This window comes from Ideonella sp. FW305-24 (assembly GCF_058788035.1).
In genome coordinates this window covers 18,775-33,592 of the sequence record NZ_JBYTAI010000017.1, presented here as the reverse complement: position 1 = coordinate 33,592, position 14,818 = coordinate 18,775, and the positions used below count along the sequence as shown (strand labels likewise).

The 14,818-nt window shown below is 67.5% G+C and carries 15 protein-coding genes; 8 read left to right on the top strand and 7 right to left on the bottom strand.

Features of this window, described 5'->3' with window-relative positions:
• Positions 1-14 precede the first annotated feature (14 nt).
• The 4 genes from nuoN to AC3WR5_RS29570 are packed head-to-tail and all read left to right on the top strand — an operon-like array spanning position 15 to position 3,026.
• On the top strand, positions 15-1,517 hold the full coding sequence (nuoN, locus tag AC3WR5_RS29585; RefSeq protein WP_141285367.1) for an NADH-quinone oxidoreductase subunit NuoN: 1,503 nt from the start codon (positions 15-17) through the stop codon (positions 1,515-1,517).
• A gap of 19 nt (positions 1,518-1,536) precedes the next feature.
• The gene (locus tag AC3WR5_RS29580; RefSeq protein ID WP_492489156.1) at positions 1,537-1,881 is read left to right on the top strand and encodes a DUF2818 family protein; all 345 of its coding nucleotides are present in this window, start codon (positions 1,537-1,539) and stop codon (positions 1,879-1,881) included.
• Positions 1,868-2,500 carry an NUDIX domain-containing protein gene (locus AC3WR5_RS29575; RefSeq protein ID WP_492489155.1) on the top strand — a complete coding sequence of 211 codons (633 nt, stop codon included), beginning with the start codon at positions 1,868-1,870 and terminating at the stop codon, positions 2,498-2,500. The genes AC3WR5_RS29580 and AC3WR5_RS29575 overlap by 14 nt, the downstream gene beginning before the upstream one ends.
• A gap of 7 nt (positions 2,501-2,507) precedes the next feature.
• A complete protein-coding gene (locus AC3WR5_RS29570; protein WP_492489154.1) occupies positions 2,508-3,026 on the top strand; it encodes a DUF1178 family protein in 519 nt (172 codons plus the stop codon).
• Between the two features lie 18 nt (positions 3,027-3,044).
• Here the strand turns inward: AC3WR5_RS29570 and AC3WR5_RS29565 are convergent, their stop codons facing one another.
• The gene (locus AC3WR5_RS29565; RefSeq protein WP_492489152.1) at positions 3,045-4,451 is read right to left on the bottom strand and encodes an FAD-binding oxidoreductase; all 1,407 of its coding nucleotides are present in this window, start codon (positions 4,449-4,451) and stop codon (positions 3,045-3,047) included.
• Positions 4,448-4,861, bottom strand: a complete 414-nt coding sequence (locus AC3WR5_RS29560) for a DUF2069 domain-containing protein (protein ID WP_492489255.1) — start codon at positions 4,859-4,861, stop codon at positions 4,448-4,450. The genes AC3WR5_RS29565 and AC3WR5_RS29560 overlap by 4 nt, the downstream gene beginning before the upstream one ends.
• Before the next feature lie 19 nt (positions 4,862-4,880).
• Between AC3WR5_RS29560 and AC3WR5_RS29555 the strand changes: the two genes are divergently transcribed.
• A complete protein-coding gene (locus AC3WR5_RS29555) occupies positions 4,881-6,125 on the top strand; it encodes a YihY family inner membrane protein (RefSeq protein WP_492489150.1) in 1,245 nt (414 codons plus the stop codon).
• Positions 6,126-6,212: 87 nt separating this feature from the next.
• On the opposite strand, the gene AC3WR5_RS29550 is transcribed toward AC3WR5_RS29555, so the two are convergent.
• Complete coding sequence (locus tag AC3WR5_RS29550; protein ID WP_492489148.1) at positions 6,213-6,788, bottom strand: helix-turn-helix domain-containing protein; 576 nt, start codon at positions 6,786-6,788, stop codon at positions 6,213-6,215.
• 220 nt (positions 6,789-7,008) lie between these two features.
• On the opposite strand from AC3WR5_RS29550, the gene kbl reads away from it, so the two are divergent.
• Both kbl and AC3WR5_RS29540 read left to right on the top strand, forming a co-directional pair.
• Complete coding sequence (gene kbl / locus AC3WR5_RS29545; protein WP_492489146.1) at positions 7,009-8,211, top strand: glycine C-acetyltransferase; 1,203 nt, start codon at positions 7,009-7,011, stop codon at positions 8,209-8,211.
• A complete protein-coding gene (locus AC3WR5_RS29540) occupies positions 8,208-9,161 on the top strand; it encodes an NAD-dependent epimerase/dehydratase family protein (protein WP_492489144.1) in 954 nt (317 codons plus the stop codon). The genes kbl and AC3WR5_RS29540 overlap by 4 nt, the downstream gene beginning before the upstream one ends.
• A gap of 53 nt (positions 9,162-9,214) precedes the next feature.
• On the opposite strand, the gene AC3WR5_RS29535 is transcribed toward AC3WR5_RS29540, so the two are convergent.
• From AC3WR5_RS29535 to AC3WR5_RS29525, 3 genes are read right to left on the bottom strand one after another with little or no spacing between them, the layout of a single operon-like run.
• Entirely contained in the window at positions 9,215-9,565 is a 351-nt protein-coding gene (locus AC3WR5_RS29535; protein ID WP_492489142.1) for an Mpo1-like protein, read from the bottom strand.
• A gap of 11 nt (positions 9,566-9,576) precedes the next feature.
• Positions 9,577-10,383 (bottom strand): alpha/beta fold hydrolase, encoded by an 807-nt coding sequence (locus AC3WR5_RS29530; RefSeq protein ID WP_492489141.1) that lies wholly within the window; start codon positions 10,381-10,383, stop codon positions 9,577-9,579.
• Positions 10,383-11,714: an O-acetylhomoserine aminocarboxypropyltransferase gene (locus AC3WR5_RS29525; protein ID WP_492489139.1), complete on the bottom strand. Its 1,332-nt coding sequence runs from the start codon at positions 11,712-11,714 to the stop codon at positions 10,383-10,385. Before AC3WR5_RS29525 ends, AC3WR5_RS29530 begins: the two co-directional genes overlap by 1 nt.
• Positions 11,715-11,791: 77 nt before the next feature.
• Here AC3WR5_RS29525 and AC3WR5_RS29520 point away from each other — a divergent pair, with 77 nt between their 5' ends.
• Positions 11,792-12,259 carry a CBS domain-containing protein gene (locus tag AC3WR5_RS29520; protein ID WP_492489137.1) on the top strand — a complete coding sequence of 156 codons (468 nt, stop codon included), beginning with the start codon at positions 11,792-11,794 and terminating at the stop codon, positions 12,257-12,259.
• 39 nt (positions 12,260-12,298) lie between these two features.
• On the opposite strand, the gene AC3WR5_RS29515 is transcribed toward AC3WR5_RS29520, so the two are convergent.
• Positions 12,299-14,689 (bottom strand): putative bifunctional diguanylate cyclase/phosphodiesterase, encoded by a 2,391-nt coding sequence (locus tag AC3WR5_RS29515; protein WP_492489136.1) that lies wholly within the window; start codon positions 14,687-14,689, stop codon positions 12,299-12,301.
• Between the last annotated feature and the right edge of the window lie 129 nt (positions 14,690-14,818).

Sequence of the window (14,818 nt, the reverse complement as noted above, 5' to 3'; positions counted from 1 at the left end):
CGGGAATGCACACCATGACTCAAATGAACTGGCTCGTCGTCTACCCTGAAATCCTGCTGCTGATCGCGGCTTGCGTGGTCGCGCTGGTGGACCTCGGCGTCACCGAGCCGCGCCGGCGGCTGACCTTCTGGCTGACCCAGGCCTCGCTGGCCGGCGTGGCCGTGATGCACGCGGTGGCCCTGAAGAACGGCCTGGGCACCGAAGGTGCCGCGGCTTCGGTCTACGCGATGCAAGGCCTGGTCGTGTCCGACCCGATGGGCCATTTGCTGGCCCTGTGCGCGGCGCTGGCGATGATGCTGACCATTGCCTACGCCCAGCCCTACAACGGCTCGCGCGAACTGCAGAAGGGCGAGTTCTTCTCGCTGTCGATGTTCGTGCTGCTGGGCATCTCGGTGATGATCTCGGCCAACAACTTCCTGGTCATCTACGTGGGCCTGGAACTGATGAGCCTGTCGTTGTATGCGCTGGCCGCCTTGCGGCGTGACCACGGCGTGTCCACCGAAGCCGCAATGAAGTACTTCGTGCTCGGCGCGCTGGCCAGCGGTTTCCTGCTGTACGGCATGTCGATGATGTACGGCGCCACCGGCTCGCTGCAGATCGACGAAGTCTTCGACGTCATCAGCAAGGGTGGCGTCAACAGCACCGTGCTGACCTTCGGTGTGGTGTTCATCGTTGCCGGCCTGGCCTTCAAGCTGGGTGTGGTGCCGTTCCACATGTGGGTGCCGGACGTTTACCAGGGTACGCCGACTTCGGTCACGCTGCTGATCAGCGGCGCGCCCAAGCTGGCCGCCTTCGCGATCACGCTGCGCGTGCTGGTCGAAGGCCTGAGCGGCCTGGCGCAGGACTGGCAGGAAATGCTGATCGTGCTGTCGGTGCTGTCGATGGCGCTGGGCAACCTGGCCGCCGTGGCGCAGACCAACCTGAAGCGCATGCTGGCCTACTCGGCCATCGCGCAGCTGGGCTTCATGCTGCTGGGCTTCACGCCCACGGTGATCCAGGGCGACACCGCCTCCGCTGCCAACGGCTACAGCTCGGCGCTGTTCTACATCATCACCTACGTGATGACGACGCTGGCCACCTTCGGCCTGATCATGTTCCTGAGCCGTGAAGGCTTCGAGAGCGAAGAGGTCAACGACCTGGCAGGCCTGGCCAGGCGCAAGCCCTGGCTGGCCGGCGTGATGACTGTGCTGATGTTCTCGCTGGCAGGCGTGCCGCCGATGGTGGGCTTCTACGCCAAGTTCGCGGTGGTGCAGGCCCTGGTCAGCACCAATGTGCATGGCTACATCGTGCTGGCCATCGTCGCGGTGCTGCTGTCGCTGATCGGCGCGTTCTACTACCTGCGCATTGTCAAAGTCATGTACTTCGACCCGCCCAAGGATGCGACGCCTGTCGCATCGCAAGGCGGTGTGGGCGTGCTGCTGGCCTGCAATGGTGCTGCTGCGCTGGTGCTGGGCCTGCTGCCGGACGGCCTGATGGGCCTGTGCCGCGACGTGATCCTGGCCGCGCTGGCCGGGTGAGCCTCAACAGCCGCACCCGATGACGCAGACAGCAGCCGTCTGGCTGGTGCTGGTGGTGGCGATCATCGCCGCCAACCTGCCATTTTTCAGCGAGCGCATGCTGGTCGTGGGCCCGCGGCTCGCGCCCAAGGCTTTTGCCTGGCGCCTGCTGGAGCTGCTGATCCTGTGGGGCCTGACGCTGGCGTTGGGATTTACGCTGGAAGCGCAGCTCGGGCAGCGTTCTCCGCAGCAATGGGAGTTTTTCGTTGCCACCGGCTGCCTGTTCCTGACGCTGGCCTCGCCGGGCTTTGTCTGGCGCCAGCTGCGCAAACCGGCCAAGCCCGCCTCCTTGACCGCCAAGGAACTGCACGATGGCGTTGCCTGACGGGACCGAGGATTCGCAGCACGCCGCACCCGAGGCGCACCTGGTCGAACGCACGCTGTCGAGTGAGCAGGCCTACCGCGGCCATTTCCTGGACGTGCGTGCCGACAAGATCGCGCTGCCCGATGGCGGCGAGGCTTCACGCGAATACATCGTGCACCCTGGTGCCGTGGTCATCGTGCCGATGCTGGACGATGGCCGGCTGGTGCTGGAGCGTCAGTACCGCTACCCGCTGCAGCAGGTGCTGCTGGAATTCCCGGCCGGCAAGCTGGACCCGGGCGAGTCGCGTGTTGTCGCTGCGATGCGCGAGCTGGCCGAGGAAACCGGTTACCGCGCGGCCGAATGGGCTTGCGCTGGCGTGCTGCACAACGCGGCCGCCTATTCCAACGAGTTCATCGAGATCTGGTTCGCCCGCGGCCTGACGCTGGGCGAGCGCCAGCTGGACCACGGCGAGCTGATCGACCTGTGCCTGATGCAGGAGTCCGAGTTGGACGCACTGGCTGCCCGAGGCGAACTGACCGACGCCAAGACGCTGATTTGCCTGTTGTGGTTGCAAAAGTGGCGTTCCAGCCAATGGACTTTGGACTGGCAACCCACTGCGAAGCTGGCCAGCTGCCCATAATGCGCAGATGAAGGTGTGGAACCTCCGCTGCGCAAGCGGACATGGATTTGAGGGCTGGTTCGGTTCGGAGCAGGATTTCGTCGACCAGCAGCAAAATGGTCTGCTGAGCTGTCCGATGTGTGGCGATGCCCAGGTCGAACGGCTGCCCAGCGCGCCGCGCCTGAACCTGTCCGGCGCCAAGCCACCCAAGCCCTCCCGGGCGGTCACCGAGAAGACCCAGCCGTTACCCGAAGCCACGCCTGAAGCGTCCGGTGGGGGCATGGCGCAGCAGCAGCTGACGATGTCCCCCGAAGGCTTGGCAGCACTGCAAACTGCCTGGATGGGCATGGTGCAGCAGGTGCTGAGCAAGACCGAAGATGTCGGCGAGCGTTTCCCGGAAGAAGCCAGGCGCATGCACTACGGCGAGACCGAAAGCCGCGGCATCCGCGGCCAGGCCACGGCGGAACAGCGTGCCGAGCTGAGCGAAGAAGGCATCGAGGTGCTGGCGCTGCCGGTGCCTGAAGGTTTGGCCGGCCCGCGTCACTGAGCGCCAACCGGGGCTGCGCTACAGCATGCGCCCCGGGTTCAGCCGCCCGTGCGGGTCCAGCGCCTGTTTGATCGCCCGCATCAGCCCCAGCGCCACCGGCGACTTGTAAAGCGGCAAGGTGTCGCGCTTGAGCGCGCCAATGCCGTGTTCGGCGGAGATCGAGCCGCCGTGGCGCTTCACCGCGTCGTACACCAGCGTGTTGACCGCCGGCTCGTGCGTGGCCAGGAACGCTGCAGCCGAGTCGCCCTCGGGGGCCTGCACGTTGTAATGCAGGTTGCCGTCGCCCAGGTGGCCGAAGTTGACCAGCCGCGCACCGGGCACCAGCCGGGCCAGCGCGGCGTCGGTCTCGGCCACGAAACCAGGAATCGCCGAGACGGGCAGGGCGATGTCGTGCTTGATGTTCAGGCCTTCCTCGGCCTGCGCCAGCGGAATGGATTCGCGCAGGTGCCACAGCGCCGAGGACTGGGCGAGGCTTTCGGCCACCACCGCGTCATCCACCAGGCCCTGTTCCATCGCCTCGCCCAGCAGTGCTTCCAGCGCTTCGCGGGCCTGGCCTTCGTCCTGGCCGGAAAGCTCCAGCAGCACGGCCCAGGCGGCGTTCGGCAACGGCCGTGGCAGCTGCGGGAAATGCGTCGCCACGAGTTGCAGCGCAAATGCCGACATCAGCTCGAAGCCCGTGAGCCCGGCGTCCAGCCGCTGGCGGGCCAGCGTCAGCAAGCCCACCGCAGCCGGCACGTCGGCACAGGCGGCCAGCGCCGTCATGCGCGCTGCAGGCTTGGGAAACAGCTTCAGCGTGGCGCCGGTGATGATGCCCAGCGTGCCTTCGCTGCCAATGAACATGTCACGCAAGTCGTAGCCGGTGTTGTCCTTGCGCAGGCCGGACAGCCCGTCCCATATGTCGCCTTCCGCGGTGACCACTTCCAGCCCCAGGCACAGCTCGCGTGCATTGCCGTAGCGAAGCACCTGGGTGCCACCGGCGTTGGTCGCCAGGTTGCCGCCAATCGTGCAGCTGCCTTCGGCCGCGAGGCTGAGCGGGAACAGCAGGCCGGCGGCGTCCGCTGCCTGTTGCACCGCCTGCAGCACGCAGCCAGCGTCCACGGTCATCGTCAGGTTCGCGCTGTCCAGCTGGCGTACACGCTGCATGCGGCCCAGGCTCAGCAGCACCTGCGTGCCACTGTCGTCCGGCACACCGCCACCGACCAGGCCGGTGTTGCCGCCTTGCGGCACCAGCGCAGCGCCATGTGCCGCACAGGCCTTCACGACTGCGGCGACCTGGGCGGTGTCCACCGGCCGCACCACCGCCAGCGCCTTGCCGCGGTAGCGCTTGCGCCAGTCCAGTTCCCAGGCGCTCAGGTCGCCCTCGAACAGCACGTGACTGCTGCCGACGATCTCGGCCAGTTGTGCGAGCAAGGCTTCCTGTTTCATGCGGCTTGCTCGCTGGCAAGGTTCTTCAGCCTGGCCTGGTTCAGCCGCCAGCGCACCTGCAGTGCACAGGCCACAAACAGCAGCAGGCACAACAGCACTTCCAGCGTGGCCAGCCACTGGCCGATGCCGTGTTCGCTGGTCGCGCGCACCAGGCCTTCGGTGCAATACAGCCAGACCAAGAGGCTCAGCCAGCGGTAGGTGTAGAGCCGGTGGCGCAGCAGGCCGGGCAGCGGCACCAGCAGCGGCAGCACCTTCAGCGCCAGCAAGCCGCTGCCGGTGCGGGCCAGCCACAGCTCCCAGGCCAGGCCCAGCACGATCAGTCCCAGCAGGCTGCCCAGGGCCAGCGCGCGGCTCGCGCGCACCACCTGATCGGGCGCCTGTGGCGCGGAGGAAAACGACGCATCGGACATGGCTGGCATCATAGTCGCCATGATTTCCAAAACTGCCCTGCGCGGGCACTGGCAGGCCGGCGTGGCGGCCACGCTGGAGGCGCTTCGCACGTGGCCCTGGTACGACACCTTGCGCACGCTGCGCGAGCGTTTCCGCGAGGACCGCCTGGGCCTGAGCGCCGGCAGCCTGACCTTCACGACACTGATCGCGCTGGTGCCGCTGGTCACGGTGATGCTGGCCTTGTTTACCGCCTTCCCGATGTTCGGCAAGTTCCAGGACTCGCTGCAGAAGTACTTCCTGCAGACCCTCGTGCCGGACGCGATCGCCAAGCCGGTGCTGGGTGCGCTGACGCAGTTCGCCGCCAAGGCCAACCGCCTGGGCAGCGCCAGCCTGGCGGTGCTGCTGTTCAGCGCCTTGTCGCTGATGCTGACCATCGACCGCACACTCAACGGCATCTGGCGCGTGCGCAAGCCGCGGCCCATCGCGCAGCGGGTGCTGGTCTACTGGGCCGCCATCACGCTGGGCCCGCTGATGCTGGGCATCAGCCTGAGCCTGACCTCGTATGCGCTGACCGAGTCCCGCGGCATGGTCAGCGCCATCCCGGGCGGTCTGAAGTTGGTGCTGGACATCATCGAGTTCTGCCTGCTGGCGATGGCGATGGCCGCACTGTTCCGCTACGTGCCCAACACGGAGGTGAGGTGGCGGCATGCGATGTCGGGGGGCCTGTTCGTCGCCATCGGCTTTGAGGTCGCCAAGCGGGCGATGGCCTGGTATGTAGGCTCCGTGGCAACTTTCTCGGCGATCTACGGCGCGTTCGCCACTGCGCCGATCTTCCTTCTCTGGCTTTACCTCGGCTGGGTCATCGTGCTGATGGGCGCGGTGATCGCAGCCTACGCGCCCAGCTTGCAGATGCGCCTGGTACACACGCCACGCCGGCCTGGCCGCATGTTCGCGCTGGCCATGCGGGTGTTGCAGACCCTGTTGGACGCGCGAGCAGGGCAGGGCCACGGTGTGTCGTTGGCTGCACTGGCCGAAAGCCTGAAGACCGACCCTCTGCAGATCGAACCGGTGCTGGAAACCTTGATCTCGCTGGATGTGATTGCGCGGCTGGATGAGCAAAACCCGCCTCAGGGCGCGCGCTACGTGCTGCTGTGCGACCCGGAGCGCACCTCCGCCAGCGGCATGATCAACGAGCTGCTGCTCGGGCCTGCCGACAGCGTGCAGGCCTTCCGCGAGAAGGCCGGGTTGGACCGGCTCAAGGTGGCCGACCTGCTGCGGCGCTAGGCGGGGCCGTGCCGGGCCGCCCCCAAGCGCTCCCGCCAACCCGCTTGGCGGGTGGTCTTGCGTACTCGCAAGGCCGGGTGCACTGGTTCAGGCCGGGTGAAGCACGACCAGCAGGCCCAGTGCCGGCGAATCCCCTGGATTGCGAATCGCATGCGGCTGGTCCACCGCGTAGCGCGCCGTCTCGCCCTCGGCCAGCTCGGCCCGGCTGTCGCCGGCTTCCACCGTCAGGCTGCCTGACAGCACCGTCAAGTGCTCGCGCGAGCCTGGCTCATGCGGCTCGGAAGCCAGTGCGCCGCCGGGCTGCACGGTGAGGTGGTACCACTCGAACTGGCCGGCCAGCTCGATCGGCCCGAGGATGCGCAGCTCGCAGGAGCCATCCGGGCTGCGCATGGCCGGTGTGGAATGCGCCGGCATGGTGACGATGCTGGGCGTTTCCGGCTTGTCGCCGCTCAGCAGCTCGGCCATGGTCACGCCCAGCGCGTTGGCCAGCCGCCAGACCACGGCCACCGTGGGGTTGGCCTGGTTGCGCTCGATCTGTGACAGCATCGATTTGGACACGCCCGCCTGGCGTGACAGCTCGTCCAGCGACAGCGCGCGCGCCTGGCGCAGGCCGGCCAGCGTGGCGCCCACGCGGGGCGGTTCCGGGGGCAGGCGAGGGGACATGCGGCGGGGCTTTCGGCGGGATTTTTGGACTAAGAGCGCCCCCAGACCTGCCGCGTTGCGTCAGGCCCCCGGGGGACGAGAAAACTTGGGACGGCCCGGCGTTTCCTCATGAGGTCTTGACGCCATCCACTGGTGTACGAGATACTGCATTTTTGTTCGATATATCGAACATGGAATTTCGCAGTGAACACGCATTGTGCTGCAAGACAAGGACATGACCATGGCCAGCGCCACCGATTTCTACGCCCACCTGCGCACCGAGCTGCAAGGCATCCGGGAAGCCGGCCTGTACAAGGCCGAGCGCATCATCGCCACGCCGCAGGGCGCCGAAGTGCGCACGACCGATGGCCGCGAGGTCATCAACCTCTGCGCCAACAACTACCTGGGCCTGTCCAGCCATCCGCAGGTCATTGAAGCCGCGCACGAGGCGCTGCGCACCCACGGCTACGGCCTGTCCTCGGTGCGTTTCATCTGCGGCACGCAGGATCTGCACAAGACGTTGGAAGCACGCCTGGCGCGCTTCCTGGGCACCGAAGACACCATCCTCTACGCTGCAGCGTTTGATGCCAACGGCGGCCTGTTCGAGCCGCTGCTGGGCGAAGACGACGCCATCATCAGCGACGAACTGAACCACGCCTCCATCATCGACGGCATCCGCCTGTGCAAGGCCAAGCGCTTCCGCTACAAGCACAACGACATGGCCGACCTGGCGCGCTGCCTGCAGGAAGCCGAAGCGGCAGGCGCCCGCTTCAAGCTGGTCTTCACCGACGGCGTGTTCTCGATGGACGGCACCGTCGCGAAGCTAGCCGAGATGCGCGAGCTGTGCGACCAGCACGGTGCGCTGCTGGGCATCGACGAATGCCATGCCAGCGGCTTCATGGGCGCGACCGGCCGCGGCACGCACGAACACCGCGGTGTGTTCGGCAAGGTCGACATCATCACCGGCACGCTGGGCAAGGCGTTGGGTGGTGCCTCCGGCGGCTTCACCACCGGCAAGAAGGAAGTCATCGAACTGCTGCGCCAGCGCTCGCGGCCTTACCTGTTCTCCAACACCGTGGCGCCCAGCATCGTCGGCGCGTCCATCGCGGTGCTGGACCTGCTGGAAGCGTCCACCGCGCTGCGCGACAAGCTGGCCGACAACACCGCGTATTTCCGTGAAGCCATCCAGGCCGCGGGCTTCGAGATCAAGCCGGGCGACCACGCCATCGTGCCCATCATGGTCTACGACGCGGTCGTGGCGCAGAAGCTGGCGGCGCGGCTGCTGGAACTGGGCGTCTACGTCGTCGGCTTCTTCTTCCCGGTCGTGCCCAAGGGCCAGGCGCGCATCCGCGTGCAGATGAGCGCCGCGCATGACCGCCACCACCTGGAGCGCGCTGTGGCCGCTTTCGCCCAAGCGGGCCGTGAACTGGGACTGGTGAAATGAGCGTGACTCCAAAGATCCTGATCATCGGCGCCAACGGCCAGATCGGCACCGAGCTGGCCGAAGCGCTGGCCGCACGCCACGGCAATGGCGCGGTGATCACCAGCGACCTGTCGCCCAAGGGCCGCGTGCCTGGCTTGACGCACGAGGCGCTGGACGTGACCGACGCCGCGGCGCTGACGCAGATCGCCGAGCGCCACGGCATCACCCAGGTCTACCACCTGGCTGCTGCCCTCTCGGCTCGCGGCGAGCAGCATCCGATGTGGGCCTGGGACCTGAACATGAAGGGCCTGCTGAACGTGCTGGAACTCGCCCGCACGCACAAGCTGGACAAGGTCTTCTGGCCCAGCTCCATCGCCGCGTTTGGCCCGACCACGCCGCGCGACCACACGCCGCAGAAGACCGTGATGGAGCCGACGACGGTCTACGGCATTTCCAAGCTGGCCGGCGAAGGCTGGTGCGCCTGGTACCACCGCATGCACGGCGTGGACGTGCGCAGCATCCGCTATCCCGGCCTGATCAGCTGGAAGACCCCGCCCGGGGGCGGCACCACCGACTACGCAGTGGAGATCTTCCACGAGGCCTTGAAGGCAAACCGCTACACCAGTTTCCTCGGCGCCGAAACCGCTCTGCCGATGATGTACATGGACGACGCGATCCGCGCCACGCTGGAGCTGATGGATGCGCCGGCAGAGCAGGTCAAGGAGCGCCACGCCTACAACCTGGGCGGCATCAGCTTCACGCCAGCCCAGATCGCCGAAGCCATCCGCGCCGAACTGCCGGGCTTCGAGATCGGCTACGCGCCGGACTTCCGCCAGGCGATCGCCGACAGCTGGCCACGCTCCATCGACGACAGCACCGCGCAGGCCGACTGGGGCTGGCAGGCCGAGTTCGACCTGAGGGCGATGGTCAAGGAAATGCTGACCCAGCTGCGCCCGCTGCTGGCGGCCTGAAGCCGCCGCAGGCAAAACGACAGAGCCGCTCTCGGGGAGCGGTTTTCTTCATTTCAGAGCGAGACTTTTCCGCGCCAGATGTCGAAGTACATCCGCCAGTCGCCCATGAAGCTGTAGAGCGGGCGTTTGAAGCTGGCCGGTTTGTTCTTCTCGAACACGAAGTGGCCGATCCAGGCGCAGCCGTAGCCGCACAGCAGGCCAAAGAACAGCCAGCGCAGCTGACCCGTCATCAGCAGGCCGTAGAGGCAGCCCAGGCCCAGCGTGGAACCAATGAAATGCAGCTGCCGGCAGGTCCGGTTGCTGTGCTCGCTCAGGTAGAAAGGGTAGAACTCGCCGAAGCTGTGGAAGCTGGCCGGGTTGACGGCGTCGCCGCCAGTCGGCGGATGGGCGGAGGCCTGGGACATCGCATGCTCCTTCAGCGCAAGGCGCTGCGAAGCACATTCAACACCCCATCGGGCTGCTCCTGCATCAGGGAATGTCCGCCGGGCAGCCGGTGCACATGCGCCTTCAGCGCAGCGGCCAACTCGCGCGTGGCCCTGGGCGGCGTCATCTGGTCGGCATCACCCAGGATGAAGTCCACCGGGCAACGCACCTCGGCCGCCGCTTCCAGCCCGCGCCGGTAGGCGTTGCAGCACTGGAAGTCGTGCAGGAAGACGTTGGCCTCGGGCTGGCTGGCCTGCACCCGAGCCATCAGCGCCAGGCCCGCGCCGTGCAGCCAACTGCCGGGACCGGGGTAGCTCGGCTTGGCGGCGAGCTGGGACAGCGCGAAGGCGTTGACCATCGCCATGCCCTTGGCCGGCGTGTCGCGTGCGGCACTCAGCAGCGCGTCCGAGACCTGCATCGGGTACGCGGTGGCCATCATCGCCAGCCGGCCGATGCGGTCGGCGCCGCGCGCTGCGGTTTCCAGCGCGATCAGCGAGCCCATGCTGTGGCCCGTGACCAGCGTGTCCTCTCGCCTGGCGCCAGCGGCGTCCAGCAGCGCGAGCGTCCAGTCCGCCATCGTCTCCACGCTGTCCAGCAGCGGGCCTTCGGAGCGGCAGTGGCCGGGCAGGTCCGGCGCCAGCACGCTGTGGCCATGGTGTGCGAACCAGCGCGCCAGCAGCGTCCACACGCTGTGGTCGTTCAGCGCGCCGTGCAGGAAGACCACGCAGGGCAGGGTGGGGTCGAAGGGCTTGCCGCCGGTGTAGGCATAGGCGCGGCGGCCCTGGACGGTGAGTTCCATCAGGCGCCTGCCTTTTCTGCAGCTTTCAGTGCACGCTTCAGGTCGTCGATCAGGTCGGCCGCGTCTTCCAGGCCGATGGACAGCCGGATCGTGCCGGCCGTGATGCCGGCCTTGGCCAGTGCGGCGTCGTCCATGCGGAAATGGGTGGTCGAGGCCGGGTGGATCACCAGCGAGCGGCAGTCGCCCACGTTGGCCAAGTGGGAAAACAGCTTCAGCGCCTCGATGAAGGCGATGCCTTGGTTGCGCGTGCCTTTCAGGTCGAAGCTGAACACCGCGCCGCAGCCGCGTGGCAGCAGCTGTTTCGCCAGCGCCTGGCTGGGATGGCCGTCCAGCTCTGGGTAGCCCACGTGTTCGACCATCGGGTGCGCCGCGAGGAACTGCACGACGGCGCGGGTGTTTTCGACGTGCCGCGCCATGCGCAGCGGCAGCGTCTCCAGCCCCTGCAGCAGCAGCCACGCGGTGTGCGGGCTCATGCAGGCGCCGAAGTCGCGCAGGCCTTCGCGGCGTGCGCGCAGCAGGAAAGCGCCCACGGTGCTTTCCTCTGCGAACACCACGTCGTGAAAGCCGTGGTACGGCTCGCACAGCGTGTCGAACAGGCCGTGCTTCGCATGCGCCGCGACCCAGTCGAAGCGACCTGAATCGACCAGCACGCCGCCGACCACCGTGCCGTGCCCGCCAATGAACTTGGTGGCCGAGTGAAACAGCAGGTCAGCGCCGTGTGCAAAGGGCTTCAGCAACCATGGCGGCGTGAAGGTCGAGTCGACCAGCAACGGCAGGCCGGCGGCGTGCGCAATGCCGCTCACAGCCGGAATGTCAAGCACGTCCAGCCCCGGGTTGCCAAGCGTCTCGCCGAACAGCAGCCGGGTGTTGGGGCGGATGGCAGCCTGCCAGCCGGCCAGGTCGCCGGGCTGCACGAAGGTGGTCGCTATGCCGAAGCGGCGCAGCGTGTAGTCCAGCAGGTTGTGCGAGCCGCCATACAGCGCGGCGCTGGCCACCAGGTGCGAGCCGGTGCCGCACAGGGTCATGATGGCCAGGCTCAAGGCGGCCTGGCCGCTGGCGGTGGCAATGGCGCCCACGCCGCCTTCCAGCGCCGCCATGCGCTCCTCGAAGACGGCGGTGGTCGGATTCGAGATGCGGCTGTAGACGTGGCCGGAGCGCTCCATGTTGAACAGCGAGGCCGCGTGCTCGCTGGACTCGAAGACAAACGAGGTGCTGAGGTGCAGCGGCACCGCGCGAGCGCCTGTTGCCGGGTCCGGCTGAGCGCCTGCGTGCACCGCGAGCGTGTCGAATCCGGGGTCTGAGATGCCTGGCGGCATAGGTTCTTTCGCCATGTAGGATGGCGCCGGATTGTGTGCTATGTTGGTTACCTCAAGGTCAGAGGAAGTACCAGCGGAGCGAGAGGAGCCAAATGAAAGTCACTGACATCCTGCGTGTGAAGGGCAACACCCTGTTCACGATTTCGCCCGACCAGCCGCTGGCCCAGGCCGTGCAGACCATGGCCGAACACGACATTGGCTCGCTGGTCGTCATGGACCATGGTGACCTGATCGGCATGCTGACTTTCCGTGAGGTGATCGCTGCCATTGTTTCCAACGACATGGCCATCGGCACGCGCCTGGTACGCAGCGTGATGGACGACGCGCCGCTGACCTGCACGCCCGAGACCGAGATCGACGAGGTTCGCCGCATGATGCTGGGCCGCCATGCCCGCTACATGCCGGTGCTCAATGGCAAGACGCTGATGGGCGTGGTTTCGTTCTACGACGTGGCCAAGAGCGTGGTGGACGCGCAGGACTTCGAGAACCGCATGCTCAAGGCCTACATCCGCGACTGGCCCGTCGAGGAAGAGGCCGCACCCGGCACCCAACCGAGCTGAAGCAGCAGTCGCCTCCAGCCACCAGCCAACGGCGGGCGCTCAGCCCGCAAACGTGGTGTCGGTGATCGCCGGCAGCGGGCTTGTTGCCGGCTTGTCGGCGCTTTCCCCTGCCCGCTGGCGCTGCCCATGGATCCATGCCAGCGCATCTGCCGGCGGTTGCGGCCGGCAGTAGCGATAGCCCTGCACCATGTCGCAGCCGTGGGCACGCAGGAAATCAGCCTGGGCATCGGTTTCCACGCCTTCGGCAATCGTCGTCAGCCGCAGCGCATGGGCCATCTGGATGATGGCCTGCACGATGGCGCGGTCGTCGGCATCGGTGGTGATGTCGCGCACAAAGGACTGGTCGATCTTCAGCGTGTGGATGGGGAAGCGCTTGAGGTGGTTCAGCGACGAGAAGCCGGTGCCGAAGTCGTCGATCGACAGGCGCACGCCTAGTGCATGCAGCCGGTCCATCATCGCGCAGGCGGCCTGCGGGTTGCCGGCGGCCACGCTTTCGGTCAGTTCCAGTTCCAGGTACTCGGGCGGCAGTCCGGCTTCCTCCAGCACCGCCTGTACCAGCTCGGGCAGGCCAGGGTCGCGGAACTGCAGCGCTGACAGGTTCACCGCCACCACACAGGGCGCCAGGCCCTCGCGCACCCAGTCTGCCATCTGTCGCACGGCCGTGCGCAGCACCCAGGTGCCGATGGCCAGGATCTGCCCGCTGCTCTCGGCCAGCGGAATGAATTCGCCGGGCGAGACCATGCCCAGCTCCGGGTGCTGCCAGCGGATCAGCGCCTCGACGCCGATCACCTGGCCGGCAATCTCGCCACTGCGGGTGACCGCCAACTGCGGCTGGTAGTGCAGGCGCAGTTCGTCGCGCTCTTCGGCGCGGCGCAGGGCCGCTTCCAGCTGCATCTGCCGCACCGAGCGCTGCTGCATTTCGGTCGTGTAGAAACACCACTGGCCGCGGCCCTCTTGCTTGGCGCGGTACATCGCCGTATCGGCGCAGCGCATCAAGGCCTCGGCGCCTTCGGCATCGTTCGGGTAGACCGCCACGCCCATGGAGAGCGTGAGGCTCAGCTCCTGGCCGACCGACTCGCCTGCGGCATTGCGCAGGTCGCCCACGTGGCAAGGCTGGGCCAGCCGCTCGACCAGCTTGGTCGCCACCTGTTGCGCGCCATCTGCCGGCGTGCCGGGCAGCAGCACCGCGAACTGGTCGCCGCCGAGGCGGGCCACGGTGTCCACGTCGCGCAGGCTGTCGCGCAGCCGGCAGGCCACTTCCAGCAGCACTGCGTCGCCGGCGCTGTGGCCGAAATGGTCGTTGATGTCGCGCAGCCGGTTCAGGTCCAGGAACAGCAGCGACAGCGTGTCGCCGTTGCGCTTGGCGGTATGCAGCGCCTGCACCAAGCGGTCGGTCAGCAGGTGGCGGTTTGGCAGGTCGGTCAGCGTGTCGAAATGCACCTGGCGCAGCAGCTTCTGCTCCGTCTGCTGGCTCTGCGTGATGTCGTTGACGATGGCGATCAGGTGGCTGGTGCGACCGCTGGGGTCCAGCCGATGGGCCAGCGAAACCCAGGCTGCCAATGGGGTGCCGTCCTTGCGCAAGGTGCGCAACTCGCCGCGCCAGTGGCCGCACCTGGCCAGGCTGCGGTGCATGCGCGCGGCCAGCCGTGGGTCGTCCATGCCGGCTTTCAGCGCGGCCGGGAACTGGCCCTGGATCTCCTCGGCACCGTAGCCGGTGATCTTGCAGAACGCCGGGTTGACTGACAACACGACGCCGTGCGCGTCGGTGATCAGGATGCCTTCGTGGGTCTGCTCCAGCACCGAGCCGGCCAGCATCAGCTTGTCCTCGGCCTGGCGGCGCACCGTCACGTCGCGTGCTTCCAGCAGCAGATGGCGGGCGCTGCCATTGGGGCCTGTGGGCACCTGGCGCAGAGAAAGATCGGCCAGCCGGGTGCCGGCAGCGCCGTGGTCCAGGCGCAGCTCGAGCCGACAGGTGGCGCCTGCTGCGGCCTGGGCCACAGCCTGGCGCAGCCGCTCGGCCTGCCCGGGCTCGGCGCCCCAGGCCGGATGCAGCCAGATCGGTGCACGGGTCAGCGTTTCGGCGCTGTCGCCCATCCACTGATGGGCGACCTGGTTCATGCGGCGCACGCGGCCGTCTGCGGTCATCAAGGCGATCAGCTGCGGGCTGTGGTCCAGCATCGCGCGGCTCAGCGTGTCTTCCTGTTCGTGCCGGCGTGCCAGGCTGCACATGCGCCAGGCCAGCGCCAGCAGGCCCAGCAGCACGGCGGCCTGCACCAGCGCCCAGAGCGGGAGCGGCTGCGGCACCGCCTGCGCCCCGTTGCGGAGGGCCGGGGCTGCCCACGCGCAGGCACTGCCGAAGACCGCGGCAACGCTCCCGGCGGCGGCCAGCAGGCGGCGCAAAAGGAGGTAGGGCAGGGCGGAAACAGGCATGAGCAAGGACGGACGCACGCGAAGCATCGGGATGGCAACACTTTCGCCGAGTTCGGTCCAGGGCAATGGGCCGAGCCGGCGGCGAAAACCGGTGCTGTTTCACGCTGAAGCCGGCTGCAGGCGGGCCTG

Excerpts from the sequence above, each read along its gene's own strand:
- nuoN (WP_141285367.1), top strand. The coding sequence starts at position 15 with ATGACTCAAATGAACTGGCTCGTCGTCTACCCTGAAATCCTGCTGCTG.
- AC3WR5_RS29580 (WP_492489156.1), top strand. The coding sequence starts at position 1,537 with ATGACGCAGACAGCAGCCGTCTGGCTGGTGCTGGTGGTGGCGATCATC.
- AC3WR5_RS29575 (WP_492489155.1), top strand. The coding sequence starts at position 1,868 with ATGGCGTTGCCTGACGGGACCGAGGATTCGCAGCACGCCGCACCCGAG.
- AC3WR5_RS29570 (WP_492489154.1), top strand. The coding sequence starts at position 2,508 with ATGAAGGTGTGGAACCTCCGCTGCGCAAGCGGACATGGATTTGAGGGC.
- AC3WR5_RS29565 (WP_492489152.1), bottom strand. The coding sequence starts at position 4,451 with ATGAAACAGGAAGCCTTGCTCGCACAACTGGCCGAGATCGTCGGCAGC.
- AC3WR5_RS29560 (WP_492489255.1), bottom strand. The coding sequence starts at position 4,861 with ATGTCCGATGCGTCGTTTTCCTCCGCGCCACAGGCGCCCGATCAGGTG.
- AC3WR5_RS29555 (WP_492489150.1), top strand. The coding sequence starts at position 4,881 with ATGATTTCCAAAACTGCCCTGCGCGGGCACTGGCAGGCCGGCGTGGCG.
- AC3WR5_RS29550 (WP_492489148.1), bottom strand. The coding sequence starts at position 6,788 with ATGTCCCCTCGCCTGCCCCCGGAACCGCCCCGCGTGGGCGCCACGCTG.
- kbl (WP_492489146.1), top strand. The coding sequence starts at position 7,009 with ATGGCCAGCGCCACCGATTTCTACGCCCACCTGCGCACCGAGCTGCAA.
- AC3WR5_RS29540 (WP_492489144.1), top strand. The coding sequence starts at position 8,208 with ATGAGCGTGACTCCAAAGATCCTGATCATCGGCGCCAACGGCCAGATC.
- AC3WR5_RS29535 (WP_492489142.1), bottom strand. The coding sequence starts at position 9,565 with ATGTCCCAGGCCTCCGCCCATCCGCCGACTGGCGGCGACGCCGTCAAC.
- AC3WR5_RS29530 (WP_492489141.1), bottom strand. The coding sequence starts at position 10,383 with ATGGAACTCACCGTCCAGGGCCGCCGCGCCTATGCCTACACCGGCGGC.
- AC3WR5_RS29525 (WP_492489139.1), bottom strand. The coding sequence starts at position 11,714 with ATGGCGAAAGAACCTATGCCGCCAGGCATCTCAGACCCCGGATTCGAC.
- AC3WR5_RS29520 (WP_492489137.1), top strand. The coding sequence starts at position 11,792 with ATGAAAGTCACTGACATCCTGCGTGTGAAGGGCAACACCCTGTTCACG.
- AC3WR5_RS29515 (WP_492489136.1), bottom strand. The coding sequence starts at position 14,689 with ATGCCTGTTTCCGCCCTGCCCTACCTCCTTTTGCGCCGCCTGCTGGCC.